The 13,546-nt window shown below is 53.9% G+C and carries 10 protein-coding genes; 4 read left to right on the forward strand and 6 right to left on the reverse strand.

Annotated elements, in window-relative coordinates; genetic code table 11:
- Nucleotides 1-175 precede the first annotated feature (175 nt).
- Both H7F31_RS32300 and H7F31_RS32305 read right to left on the reverse strand, forming a co-directional pair.
- Nucleotides 176-892: a response regulator transcription factor gene (locus H7F31_RS32300; protein WP_187102189.1), complete on the reverse strand. Its 717-nt coding sequence runs from the start codon at nt 890-892 to the stop codon at nt 176-178.
- 125 nt (nt 893-1,017) lie between these two features.
- Nucleotides 1,018-4,884 carry a response regulator gene (locus H7F31_RS32305; RefSeq protein WP_261800591.1) on the reverse strand — a complete coding sequence of 1,289 codons (3,867 nt, stop codon included), beginning with the start codon at nt 4,882-4,884 and terminating at the stop codon, nt 1,018-1,020.
- Between the two features lie 268 nt (nt 4,885-5,152).
- Here H7F31_RS32305 and H7F31_RS32310 point away from each other — a divergent pair, with 268 nt between their 5' ends.
- Together H7F31_RS32310 and H7F31_RS32315 are read left to right on the forward strand one after the other, a co-directional pair.
- On the forward strand, nt 5,153-6,367 hold the full coding sequence (locus H7F31_RS32310) for a peptidylprolyl isomerase (protein WP_187102191.1): 1,215 nt from the start codon (nt 5,153-5,155) through the stop codon (nt 6,365-6,367).
- 579 nt (nt 6,368-6,946) lie between these two features.
- Nucleotides 6,947-7,828 carry an aldose epimerase family protein gene (locus H7F31_RS32315; RefSeq protein ID WP_187102192.1) on the forward strand — a complete coding sequence of 294 codons (882 nt, stop codon included), beginning with the start codon at nt 6,947-6,949 and terminating at the stop codon, nt 7,826-7,828.
- A 129-nt stretch (nt 7,829-7,957) separates the two neighbouring features.
- Here the strand turns inward: H7F31_RS32315 and deoC are convergent, their stop codons facing one another.
- Nucleotides 7,958-8,647, reverse strand: a complete 690-nt coding sequence (gene deoC / locus H7F31_RS32320; RefSeq protein ID WP_187102193.1) for a deoxyribose-phosphate aldolase — start codon at nt 8,645-8,647, stop codon at nt 7,958-7,960.
- 193 nt (nt 8,648-8,840) lie between these two features.
- Between deoC and H7F31_RS32325 the strand changes: the two genes are divergently transcribed.
- A complete protein-coding gene (locus H7F31_RS32325; protein WP_187102194.1) occupies nt 8,841-9,668 on the forward strand; it encodes a purine-nucleoside phosphorylase in 828 nt (275 codons plus the stop codon).
- A 167-nt stretch (nt 9,669-9,835) separates the two neighbouring features.
- On the opposite strand, the gene H7F31_RS32330 is transcribed toward H7F31_RS32325, so the two are convergent.
- Together H7F31_RS32330 and H7F31_RS32335 are read right to left on the reverse strand one after the other, a co-directional pair.
- The gene (locus tag H7F31_RS32330; protein WP_187102195.1) at nt 9,836-10,903 is read right to left on the reverse strand and encodes a Gfo/Idh/MocA family protein; all 1,068 of its coding nucleotides are present in this window, start codon (nt 10,901-10,903) and stop codon (nt 9,836-9,838) included.
- A gap of 37 nt (nt 10,904-10,940) precedes the next feature.
- Complete coding sequence (locus H7F31_RS32335; protein WP_187102196.1) at nt 10,941-11,708, reverse strand: sugar phosphate isomerase/epimerase family protein; 768 nt, start codon at nt 11,706-11,708, stop codon at nt 10,941-10,943.
- Between the two features lie 147 nt (nt 11,709-11,855).
- Here H7F31_RS32335 and H7F31_RS32340 point away from each other — a divergent pair, with 147 nt between their 5' ends.
- Complete coding sequence (locus H7F31_RS32340) at nt 11,856-12,698, forward strand: AraC family transcriptional regulator (RefSeq protein ID WP_187102197.1); 843 nt, start codon at nt 11,856-11,858, stop codon at nt 12,696-12,698.
- A gap of 108 nt (nt 12,699-12,806) precedes the next feature.
- Here H7F31_RS32340 and H7F31_RS32345 read toward each other — a convergent pair whose 3' ends face one another.
- Nucleotides 12,807-13,499, reverse strand: coding sequence for an adenine nucleotide alpha hydrolase family protein (locus tag H7F31_RS32345; RefSeq protein WP_246608882.1), 693 nt, complete (start codon nt 13,497-13,499; stop codon nt 12,807-12,809).
- Nucleotides 13,500-13,546: the final 47 nt, after the last annotated feature.

Consider the following 13,546-nt stretch of genomic DNA (forward strand, 5'->3'; position numbering starts at 1 on the left):
TCATCATCGCATAGAATTATTAGAAATTTACGGAAGTACCCTTTAGAAGATTGTTAGAATCATTAAGACTCGTTAGCATTTTCTAGAATTGCAAAAAGCCGCCCCGCGAGTCATAAATGACCTCACTGAACGGCTTTCCGGCGTGTGTTATAAACTAGCGTGCATGTGCCTTTGGTTACGTTGAGACAAGCGCGGTGTACTTGTAACCGAAACCCCACACCGTACGGATCAGGCGCGGCTCCTTGGGATTCAGCTCAATCTTCTTTCGCAAGTTGACGATATGTACGTCGATGGCCCGATCGGTAACAAAAGAATCGAATCCGCGAATGGCGTTGATGAGCTCCTCCCGGCTGAATACCTTCCCCGGGTGTGCCAAGAACAGCTTCATCAGCTCATACTCCGAGAAAGTCGTCTCAACCAGCTGTCCGCGTACAAGCAACAGTCTTCGCTCGACATCGAGCTGAATCATCTCCGGCGAGGCCGTAACAGGCGACTCAGCCGCCACCGCCACGGCAGATTCTCCGTAGATGACGTTAGAACGGCGAATTAACGCCTCCGCGCGCGCGGTCAATTCGTGCATGCTAAACGGCTTGCAGAGATAATCGTCCGCTCCCGACTTCAGCGCCTGCACGCGTTCCGAAACTTCGCTCTTCATAGACAGAATCATGATAGGCACGTTCGATGTCTTGCGTACTTCCAGGCAAACCTCTATTCCATCCACGTCGGGCAAGATCAGGTCAAGCAGGATAAGGTCGGGCAACACGCTGCCAGCCAGCTGAAGCCCCTCGTCTCCCCGGAATGCTTGGCTGACTTGATAGCCTTCTTCCGTCAGATACATCGACAGCATGTTACTCATCATAACGTCATCTTCAATAACCAATACTTTATACATCGGCGTCACCCTTTAAACATATTGAAGATTTCTGTCGAGCTTTTGTAGTATGTGTTTACAACCTATTATAGTATCTCTACTATACATGACAGCGGGCTGACGAACAACAGAATGTTAGAAAAATGTTAGACGATTCTGTCGAATTGTTGGTCTGCATCCCTTAATCCTCTCAGAAGAAAACCCATCTTCGCTTCCAATTGATCCAACGCGATGCCCAGCACTCCCGTATCAGTCCCTCCCGACTTCAGCAAATCGCTGACTTCGTTGACGGCATTGACGAGTTCCTCCGCCGACAAGTATCCTGCGGCTCCCTTGAGCGTATGCAGCATTCTAAGCGCTTTGTCCATCTCCGACTGCCCCAGCGCCAGGCGCAGCTGATCCATGAACCGTTCGTAATCAATCTTGAATTGCAAAATCATATGCCGTAAAATCGGCAGCTTCCCATTTACTCGTTCCAAGGCGCTATCCACATTCATACCCTCGATTGGACTAAGCGTAACAGGCGGAGCGGCAGCGCTTGCAGTCTGTCTCTCCGACCAATGGGACAAGGCTTCTTCCCGCTTGCTCAGTTCGCCGCTTTTTTCGGCCAATGCCTTGCGCTCCAGCCAATAGGCCAACACTTCATGCATTCGCTCCACGGAGAGCGGCTTCGTAATGACCTCGTTCATGCCAAGCTTCAAGTAACGTTCATGATCCTTCTTCACGACATTGGCCGTCACGGCGATAACCGGGATCGAGTCGTATTCCCGCTTGCTCCGCATAATGCGAACGGCTTCCGTCCCGTCCATAATCGGCATATGGATATCCATCAGCACAAGATCCCAGCGGCCCTTTTCCAGCATGCGGATCGCTTCTTCGCCATTTTCCGCCAGCTGCGCCTCATAGCCGGCATCCTTTAACATCTCCATCGCAACCATCTGATTGATCTTATTATCTTCGGCTAACAATATGTTGACTCGGCGCCGCTGTTCCTTGACAGCCTGCACGGCGTCAACCGTATCGGGAGCGGCAAGCTTCTGGCTCTTCTGTTCTGTCGCGTCCTTAAACGCGCGGAGCAGCGACGTCCGCGTGACCGGCTTGGCGATAATGGCAGCAGGGCGATTCTCGAGGGGAAGCTGCAGCAGCTCGTCTCTGCCAAAGGTAGTCGTGAGCGCTATTACGGGCACGCCCATCTCCGCCGCGACGCCATGCAAGTCAAGCCACGTCTCCGTGCCGTACATATCCGGCATCTCCATATCGGTTAACAGCAGATGAGGTCTTGCCCCCTCGCCGACGATCCGCAGCCGTTCGTACATCGTCTGCCAGCTTCCGAAGGCAATGGTCGTCAGACCCATGCTCTCCAGCAACTGCGTCCAATGTTCGCGCATTCGCCTGCTGTCCTCCAAAATCCATACCGTCTGCTCGTTGCTGAAAGGAGGCTGTTTGTCCACGCTGTCGATGCGTACGGGATCGACTCCAAATGGCAGCGTAAAGTAGAATCGGCTTCCTGCTCCTTCGACGCTGGATACGTCCAGCGTGCCACCCATAAGCTTTACGAGATTCTGCGAGATGACGAGGCCGAGACCCGTGCCGCCGAACTTGCGAGTCGTGGAGCTGTCAGCCTGCGTAAACGGCATAAACAGCCGTTCCACCTGATCCTTGCTCATGCCGATTCCCGTATCCGAGATCATAAAGCGAATCCAGATTTGTCCCTCGATCTCCTCTTCCTCTTCGAGCTCCAGCCTGACGATCCCTTTGCCCGTGAATTTAATCGCGTTCATGCAAAGGTTTAGCAGCACTTGTTCCAGCCGCAATGAGTCCCCGATCAACGTCTGGGGAATCCGCTCCGGCGTCTGAATCATGAATTCGAACTGCTCCTTGCCGCCCAGGAATACGCTAAGCTGATTTGCAAGTCGGCTCAGCAGTTCCTCCGGCTTGAACGGGAAACGCTCGACCTCGACCTTGCCCGCTTCGATTTTGGAGAAGTCCAGCACATCGTTAATAATGCGAAGCAGGGATTCCGACGACAAATGCATTTTGTCGATATAGTCCTTCTGAATAAGGGACAGATCCGTCTTGCGCATCAGGCTGGTCAAGCCGATGATGCCGTTAAGCGGCGTGCGGATCTCATGGCTCATTAAAGCAAGGAAGCTGCTCTTCGCTTTGTTCGCTTCTTCCGCTTCCAGCGTGGTCCGGACAAGCTCCTCCTGAACCAGCTTCTGCTCGGATATATCTCTGGCGATGCAGGAGAAGAAGGTTTCGCCGGTATAATCATCCTCTTGCACGACGATCATCATGGATACGAACAAAAGCTCTCCGTTTACCTTTTTCATCTGCAGACTGCCGTTCCAATATCCATGCTCCAGCGCATGCTTGCTGCCTTCCATCATCTGTTCGTGCATGGAAGGGTCGACATAGGTACGAACTCGCGTCGAGTAAGCGTCTTCTTCCTTAAGTCCCAACATCGCCTTCCCTGCCCGGTTGACGTAGACGATATGGCCCTCCAGATTAATGGAGGCGATCAAGTCCTGCGCGGACTCCACGATATTAAGAAGCCGGTTGCGAGCGTTCTCCACCAGCTTCCGGTCCGAGATGTCCCGCACCATGCCGACGACGCCCGCAAACTTCCCCCGCCGGTCCCGCAGTCCGCTCGAGCTGTGCAGCATAGGAATGCGGGTGCCGTCCTTATGCACAAACGTCCACTCGCGCTCATAGGAGAACTGGATATCCCTCAGTGCGCGGAAAACGTCAAGTCCGGGCATTACCTCGTACCCCAGCTCTGCGCTGAGGCGCGCGGCTTCCCGCTCGTTCTCTTCCATATCCATAAATACCAGAGGCGTCGCATGTCCCACAAGCTCCTCCGACTTGTAGCCTAACATTTCCTCCGCCGTCTGATTCAGGTAAGTTACCCGATAATGATCGTCCAGCACGATAAAGCCGTACTGATTTTGGTTAATGATGGCGCCCCATCTGTCGAACATCTCTTGCAAATGCTCCATCATCCCGTTCACGGAGTGCGCTAGCTGCCCGATCTCGTCGAATTGGGACGTATCGAGATGCTCCGCTTCGAATTCTCCGGCGGCCGCTTGCTCCGTTACGCTCAGGATCTTCTCCAGCCGTTTGACGATTTTCTCAAAATACAAGAAGAAAAAGACTCCGATAATAATCTCCGAGATCGCAATCGTCGATATGGTTCTCCACAGTATAGGAGAAAGCAGCTTCTCCATTTTGGAGAGGGGTTCCGACATCGCAATTCGCCAAGGGGTTCCATTAACCTTGGAATAGAACACCATATAATCCTCGCCGGCATCCTTGATCTGCGCTCTCCCCTCGTTCTGTTGCAGCATATCCCTTGATTTCGCCGCCAGTACCGGATCCTCCGCAATAAACTTGGGCGGATTAACAGATACTTTGGAGGAATAAATAATTTCTCCCTCGTCGTTATAGAAGCGAACAGGCGTCGTCGCCTGCGCGAAGTCGAAAAACCGGGTAAACGAAGTAAAGGGGATCGAAGCATAGATGACGCCCTCGATATTCGTCCCGCTTCCATAGACCGGCACCACGATATACGATTGGTCCACGAGCGAGAATTCCGGCTTATAAGGATCCGTGATCGTAACCGTACCCTTCATGGCGGATTCAAAAAACGGCTCGCTGCTCATATCCCGGTCCGGCCCGTCGCTGCGCACAGCCATCCCGTCCGCCGCGATGAAGCCGATGGTATGATAGGCAAAGCCGCTCCTCACGAGCTCCCGCTGGAAATAGGTTTTGCGTTCGGAGGCCGTGCCGTAGCGGACCACGTCCGTGCGGCTCATGACCATGACCTCCGCTCGCCGAATTTCCATCCAGGCTTCGATGTTATCCGCCCGAACGCCAAGCTTGCTCCCGATCCTGTCCATCTCCGATCGAAGCATGGCCTTCTTGACCGCCGAATAATTGCCCGCTCCTGCAAGCAACAAGGGGATAAACGATATGAGTACGATAAAAATCAAACCTTTGGTTCTAAGCGACATCTTATTCACTCAAATCATCCCCCATCCGAATCGGCTCCGGAGATCTCCATTATCGTCAAGCCGTTCCATCTGTCGTGCAGAGTGATCAACCGATCCCTCCGCAACTCCTTGTCAGCTATTGTCGTTTTTATTCTAACATTAGAAGCTTCCGACATGAATAGCGGATGAACTGAAAAAAAGCGCTTTTTTTTATTTAAGTTTAAGGTTTTTCAGACAAGCATTTGGTATAGTAGTTGAAGAATTGCAATTTGAAGGGAGTTTCGAGTAAATGAGCAATCAAGACGAAACACAGCCGAACGATAAGAAAACAGAGATCGGCAAAGAAAAAGAAGAACGTTATACGTACGAGACTGGGGAAGCACCTGCCGAAACGGAAGTGCTTGCCGAAGACCGCGCCGACGACGAGCTTTACGTCGAAGACGAGGATGACAACGACGCCCGTAAGGAAACGGCGGCAGCCGCTGCCGCGGTTACGGCGGCTCCAGCCGCTATGCTGGCTTCGACGCCTACGGTACAGCCTGCCCAAAAAGGCGGCCGTATGGGCTGGATTATTTTGTCCGCCGTGCTTGTGGTCGCGCTAATCGTCGTATTGGTCAAGCCTCCGTTCGGAGGTGACAGCAACGGGGCTGTCGCGACTGTCAACGGGACGAAGATTTCGAAGGAGCAGCTGTACGACTTGCTCGTTAATGCAAACGGCAAAGCCGCGCTGGACAACCTGATCGTGGAAAACCTGGTGCAGCAAGAAATGTCGGCTAACAATATCGCGTTCTCCGAACAAGATATTGATCAAGAGATGGAAGCGGTCAAGCTACAATTCGGCACGGAAGAGGCGTTCCAATCCGCCCTTCTTCAGTACGGCTATACCGAAGACGTTCTCCGCAGCGAGATGAAATTAAGCGCCATGATCCGCAAGTCGCTGGAATCCAAAACCGAAGTAACGGACGAAGAGGTACAAGCTTACTTCGACCAGAACAAGGCGATGCTGGGTACCACCGAGGAGCAGGTACGCGCATCCCACATTCTCGTGGATACGAAGGAAGAAGCGGACAGCATCCTTGCCGAGCTCAAGGCAGGCGCAGACTTCGCCGAGACGGCTCAAGCCAAGTCGAAGGACGGCTCCGCTGCTAACGGCGGCGACCTGAACTTCTTCGGACGCGGCCAGATGGTTGCGCCATTTGAGGAAGCTGCATTCGCGCTTGAAGTGGACGAGATCTCCGAAGTCGTAAAAAGCGACTTTGGCTTCCACATTATCAAGAAAACGGACTACAAACCAGCGTACGAGCCTAGCTTCGAAGAGAAAAAAGCCGCTATCCATACCCTGCTTGTGGGTCAGGAAGCTCGCACGCAATCCGAGACATGGATCTCCGAGCTTCGCAACAAAGCGAAAATTACGAATACGCTGGAAGAAGAAGCTCCAGCTGCATCCGATGCTCCTGCAGCGACGGACGCGCCGCCAGCAACGGACGCGCCAGCAAAAGAGTAGTCCATAAACCCAAAAGGGGCGTTCCGAAGTCACATTTGACTTGCGGGACGCCTCTTTTTGCTGGCAGTTGGCGCGCAGCTCGCTTATGGTCCGGCGGGCTCTGTAGCCCGATTTTTTCGGGCTACTGCGCTCGGCAGCTCCCGCGGCGCTCCAATAGCCCGACTTTTTCGGGCTATTGCGCTCGGCAGCTCCGGCGGCGCTTCAATAGCCCGATTTTCTCGGGCTATTGCGCTCGGGAGCTCCAATAGCCCGATTTTCTCGGGCTACTGCGCTCGGCAGCTCCGGTAGCGCTTCAACAGCCCGATTTTTTCGGGCTATTGCGCTCGGCAGCTCCGGCGGCGCTCCAATAGCCCGACTTTTTCGGGCTATTGCGCTCGGCAGCTCCGGCGGCACTCCAATAGCCCGATTTTTTCGGGCTACAGTTCCCATAGTCGGGACGCGGGGCTCTGTAACCCCTTTTTTCGAGCTATTGCTCGCCATCTGGCTCGGCCTTTCTCGCAAGGGGCAGCAAAGCTTTACTCGGGCGCCGCTTTCAGGCACAATGGGAAGACACTAACATCATGCTGGAGGTATGAGCTAATGTCGCAATTCAAGGTATCTCAATATACGGATACATATGTTATTTATGAACTAGTAGAGACAAGCACGGACTCCCGTGTGCTCGTCTGTCCGGAGCGAGGCGGCATCGTCATTGGCTGCAAGCTTCTGGGCAAGGAGCTCTTTTATCTGGACAAAAAGACCTTCGAGGATCCAGCCGCTAATATTCGCGGAGGCAATCCTGTGCTCTTCCCCATCTGCGGACCCTTAAAGGATTCCCAATACAATTGGGAAGGCGAGACCTACCGTATGGGGCAGCACGGCGTCGCGCGGAATCGGAGTTGGGATATTGTAGGCACGTCCGAAGACAACGAAGCTTCCATCACGATTCGCCTTCGTGCAGACGAGGAGACCTTGGCGTCATACCCGTTCCGTTTCGAGCTCATTTTCACCTATGCGCTGGTAAATGGAGAATTGCATACTCGCCAGACCTATCGCAACATTGGCGATAATAGTCCTATGCCGTTCTATGCCGGCTTCCACCCCTACTTCGCAATCGAGGGCAGCAAGGATATCGCCTACGACACCGACGCCACACGTTATATCGATTATAACGACAATGTCGTGAAACCCTACACGGGCTCCGTGGATCTCGAACCTATGGTGGAATCGTTCTGTTTGCTGGATGCGAAACGCAGCTCCATCTCGTTCCCTAACGGCAGCGGTTCGCGAGTGCGTCTAACCTACGATCCCTTATTCAAATACGTCGTCATTTGGTCGCTTAAGGACCGTCCGTTCGTCTGCGTGGAGCCGTGGATGGCGCAGCCGCTCGAGATGAACCGTCGCGAGGAGCTCGTGCTGCTGCTTACTGGCGAAGAGCTTCAAGCCAATATGACGATCAGTTGCGAGAACGTGTCCAGCTAAAAGAAAACAAGCCTCCGAAAGAAACAAACCTCCGAATTGCCTGAATAGGCAACTCGGAGGTTTGTTTGCGTGAAGAAATGATGTTCGAAGTCTGCCTGCCAGCAACAGCGGACTTTTTGAAAAAACCTATTAGTATCCTTCGCCGTTGCCGCCGGATACGATGGCCACGCTCGCGCTGGCGCCGATACGGGTAGCTCCGGAAGCGATCATCGCAAGCGCCGTCTCCAGGTCGCGAACGCCGCCGGATGCCTTGACGCCGAGATCCGGGCCGACCGTCTTGCGCATAAGCGCGATGTCTTCCTGCGTCGCTCCGCCTTTGCCGAAGCCCGTGGAGGTCTTCACGAAGTCGGCGCCGGCCTTCACGCACAGCTCGCACGCGACAACCTTCTCTTCGTCCGTCAGCAGCCCCGTCTCCAGAATGACCTTGAGCGGAGCCTTGTCCTTGCACGCGGCAACAACGCCTTCGACGTCGCGCCGCACTTCTTCGAAGTCACCGGATTTTAACAAGCCGATATTCAGCACCATGTCGATCTCGGTCGCTCCGTCTTCAATAGCTTGCTTCGTCTCGAACGCCTTCGAGGCCGTGCTTGTCGCGCCAAGCGGGAATCCGACGACGGTCGTCACGCCTACGCCGCTCCCTTTCAGCAGCTTGGCCGCAAGCGGCACCCAGCCGGCGTTGACGCACACCGTTGCGAATTTGTACTCTCTTGCTTCCGCACAAATTTGCTCTATTTCGCCCTTTGTTGCGTCGGCCTTCAATATCGTATGATCGATCATCGCCGCCACTTGGGCGGATGAAAGGTTTGTTTCATGACTCATGAAATGGTCCTCCAATAGTGGAATGGTTAGTGCTCGTACCCATTATACGAAGCTTTCAGGCAAACAACAACTTGCCCCCTCGCCGTACTTCCGCCTTGATTTACTTTCTCCGGTCCGATAGGCTATTATTGGAGTGGTTCGGCGCCTTGCTGAACATACTGAGTACAACCCAAGCAAGGGAGATGTTACACGCATGGACAACGTATTAGCAAAAATAAACGAAGCATCCGCCTATATCGAAAGCAAACTCTCAGCCAAACCGCAAATCGGTCTGATCCTGGGCTCCGGACTCGGCGTAATGGCCGACGAGGTGGAGAACCCTGTCGTCATTCCGTACGGCGACATTCCTCACTTCCCCGTCTCCACGGTAGAAGGACATTCCGGAGAGCTCGTCATCGGCGATCTGGAGGGCAAGAAGGTACTCGTCATGAAGGGACGGTTCCACTATTACGAGGGATACTCCATGAAGGAAGTCGTCTTTCCGGTCTACGTCATGAAGGCGCTTGGTATCGAGACGCTGCTCGTTACCAATGCCGCGGGCGGCATGAACCGCGATTTCGCAGCCGGTGATCTCATGCTTATTACTGACCATATCAACAACACGGGCAGCAATCCGCTGATCGGCGGCAACGTCGCGGACCTTGGTCCTCGCTTCCCGGATATGTCGCAAGCTTACAACCGGGAGCTGCGCGCCATCGTTGCGGCCCAGGCCGAAGAGCTGGGCGTCAAGCTTCAGCAAGGCGTATACGTCGGCATCTCAGGTCCGACTTACTGCACGCCGGCCGAGCTGACGATGATGGCTCGCTGGGGCGCCGACGCCGTAGGCATGTCCACTGTGCCGGAAGTGACGGCAGCCAATTACTGCGGCGTGAAAACCGTCGGCATCACCTGCATCACCGACATGGCGATCGGCGATGAACTGGAACCTCTGACTCACGAGCAAGTGGTCAAGGTCGCAAACGAGACGCGTCCGAAATTCATCTCCTTGGTGAAGGCATCCGTCCGAGCGTTTACGGTGTAAGCTTTAGCTCCAATGGGCATCTGTGACACGCTCGCTCTTCTTCTGCAGCTTGTGATTTTTCGAGCCCTGCGTTAAGTCGGATTTTTTCAAGAAAAAGGACCTCGTCCCACTTTTTAGTGGAATTCGAGGTCCTTTCACGTATCCCGTTCGCCCTCATTATAGCAAATTTACAGCCTGACTTCTCTGCCGGTTTCCGCCGATTCGTAAATCGCGGCCAAAATTTTGATCATGTCGACGCCCTGCTCCGGCGTGATCGTCGGTTTCGCGCGTCCTTCCAGGCAATCGACGAAATGTTTGATGTTCTCGGTATGCTGCTTCACCTGGTCGGCGCCCTTAATAACCGGCACCGTGTCCGTCAGTTGTCCGGCCGCTTCCGAGTAGATGCCAAGCTTGCCATTGCGCAGGCTCGCTCCCGCCTTGGTGCCGCGCAGCTCGACGAAATTCATTTCCTCCCCAATGTTGGAGGCCCAGCTGAATTCGATCTGCAGCGTCGCGCCGTTGTCGAAGCGGATAAAGCCCGTTGCCAGGTCCTCTACGTCGAACGTGCCATCCTCCTGACGGTCGCCGAAGGAGCTATGGACAGAATCGGCAATGGTATCATTGGCGAACTTCGTGTACTTCGCTCCCGTGACGGATACGGGCTTCGGGTTGCCCATGATCCACATGGCGAGATCGATGAAATGTACGCCCAGGTCGATTAGCGGCCCGCCGCCCGACAGCTCCTTCGTCGTGAACCAGCCGCCCTTGCCCGGAATGCCCCTTCTCCGGATCCAGCCGCAGCGTCCCGTGTAGATTTCGCCCATGCCGCCTTCATCGGCCAGACGCTTAAGGAATTGCGAATTCGGATTGAAGCGATTGTTGCGCATGACCATCAACAGCTTACCCGATGCGGCCGCCGCATCCGCCATCTTCTGCGCTTCGACGGGATTGACCGCGTCCGGCTTCTCGCAGAATGTATTGTATCCCGCTTCCAGTGCGGCAATCGCTATCTCCGAGTGATACAGGTTCGGCGTGCAGATATCGACGATGTCGAAGCCGCCTTCGCGCAGCATGTCGCGATAATCCGTATAGACGCGGCTCACACCCAGCTTCCCGGCAATTTCTTGCGCACGCTCTTCTCTAATGTCGCATACCGCCACTACTTCTGCTTCCGGATGCTCCAGCCATGCCTCCATATGGGCCGCTTGGAAGATGCCGCCTGCTCCGATGACGCCTACTTTATATTTTGCGCTCATGTTCTGTTCCTCCCCGAATTATAAAAGAATGATTATTTTATCGTTCAGCTCTCTGCTCCATCAAGCTCAGCAGATTGCCATAGCTCGTTCGCACGCATGCCATGGGATCAGTTTTGCAGGAATCCTGCTCCACCACGTACCACTCTACGCCGTTAGTCTCGCCCCATTCGATAATGGGAGCAAAATCGATAACGCCCGTACCGATTGGCGCAAACGTGGCTTCCTCATCGTCCGTCATATCCTTCATGTGTACGATGGGCATTCTGCCGCCGTAAGGCTCGAAGAAAGCAACAGGGTCGTGGCCAGCCTTCTTTAGCCAGTACACGTCGAGCTCCGCCAAAATTTCGTTGCCTGGAGCAGGCTCTAGCAGGTAGGACAATGCGTCCTTGCCGTCCACCTTCGTCTCGAATTCGAACGCGTGATTGTGGTAGCTGATCCGCATTCCACGGTCCTTGAGCTTAGCCGCGATAGCGTTCAGATCGGACCGCACTCCCTTGTAACCGTCTTCGGTCCGGATTGCCTCGGCTATGCCCGGGCAGATAATGTCGATCGTGCCGAGCACTTCAGCCTCGTCCGCCACCTGATCCCCGCGTTCAAGCAATTCGTTAAGGCCGACGTGCAATCCCGCCGCCTTAAGCCCGGTCTCGTCCAAAATGTCTTTAAGCGCTTTCGGGTCGTGACCGTGAAAACCGGCGAATTGCACGCCTCCGTATCCAATTTGACTTATTTCACGAAGCGTTGCCGGAAAGTCGTTTGCGCACTCCTCGCGCAACGTGTATAACTGAACTGCAATCTTCTCCCTCATTCTCTTCTTCCCCTTCCATCGACAATTACACCCAGTATAAAATGACGAAATAAGGAAGTGAATATCCGATTCTCCGCTTGTTGACTTATTTTGCAACGGTTATGATAGAGTCAATACTTCCTGATACAAGGAGAGGTGGTTACGCCTGTGGCCTCGCAAACGCAATCATGGACCATTCCCTTATCCGTCGGTTATTCCCGACATGTCGTGCCCTTCCAAGGCTACATGAAGCACGACGATTCCGATCACCGCGTGCTCCTGCGCCTTCAAGCAAAGGGACGATGCCGCGTCTCGGTAAATGGCGTCACCTACCCCGTGGAGCCGGGCGATCTCATCCTGAGAAGACCTTGCGAAGAATACCGGCTCGATATCGAAGCGGTTTACGATGAGCAGGATGGCGTGATGCTGCCTATTGATAGCGTGGACTATTATTTGACCTGCGACGGGGAGTGGATCGAGAATTGGGCGCGGCGAAGCAAGGTTCAGGGCATCGTCCGCGTGGAGCCGATCGACGAACTGATGTCGCTCTGGAGAAAGCTGATCTATGAGAAGAGGAATTTGCACGGGGACAATTCGGAGATGATGGATGCTCTTGTCAAGGTGATATGTCTGTCCATCGATCAGCATGCGCAGAAGGCGGGGTCCGCATCACGGCCGGAACGTTATATCCCTTACCAGATCAAGCGCTACCTCGAGAAACATGCGACCGAGCCGCTCAAGCTGGATCGGGTGGCCGCCCGCTTTGGCGTCAGCGTGTCGACGGCCTCGCATCTGTTTAAGGGGACGTTCGGCCTGCCCCCCATGCGCTATGTCGTCGATATCCGGCTGGCCATCGCATCGGAGAGGCTTCTGCACAGCGATATGAATCTGGAGGATATCGCCGAATCGGCCGGCTTCCGAAGCTATCCCTATTTCAGCCGGGCGTTCCGCTCCCGCTATAATGTCAGTCCAAGCGAATACCGTGCGCGGAACGGCATCCAGACTCACTAGTCGGCTGCGATAGTAGGGCATAAAAATGGAGCTGTCCCAACAGTCAATGTTAGTCGACTTGTCGGAGCAGCTCCTTGTTCATTTTCCCTATAAGCAATTCGTTTACGGCTATTCTTTATTGCTGCACTGGGTGTTGGCGATATTGTTCGCGATATTGGCAACCGATCTCATCTGTTCTTCCATATCCTTCACGTAATCGTCCACGACCTGAACCTCGATCATGCAGTTGTTCGTCATAAATTTAAATACGCCGTTGTTAAAATCCGTTCCTAATTCTTTATAGAAAATGCCCTCGTAGACATCCTGATGCGTATGACTGAAGCTAAGCCTGTACTTCGTCTCTTCCTGCAGCAAATAAGCGCGAACGCCCTTCTCATAGAAGCCGTCGCCGTTTTTGAGCTCCCGCGAGACCGAAATAATATGAAGATCGACGAACGGAATCTCATTCAGCAAAATATTGATGAATGATCCCTTCGTAATCTCCTTCCAACGGCTCTGGGCGGTTTGTCCGAGAACAAGCTGGGTAATATTGTGTTTTCTTGCCACCTCGCCGATGACCTTGGCGATCGGGCGGCTCTCATTGTATTTGACGATAAACTGCTCGGCGCCATGCTCTTTGGCCAATTCTTTCCACTTCTCGACATAATGGATCTTTTCGATGTCCAGTTCGTCTTCAGGAAGCGGGTCCACTGTCAACACATAAAAGGGGCAGTTCAGCATGTTGGCAATTTTGCCGCCACGACGGATAAGCCTTTCACCGTTTGGTCCATAATAGACGCATACGAGTATGCTCTCATCCATTCTCCCGTTCTTCAATTTAACGATTCACCTCATCTAAGCTTCTAATA

Origin of the sequence: Paenibacillus sp. PAMC21692, from assembly GCF_014303795.1 — a bacterium.
Taxonomy (GTDB): domain Bacteria; phylum Bacillota; class Bacilli; order Paenibacillales; family Paenibacillaceae; genus Pristimantibacillus; species Pristimantibacillus agaridevorans.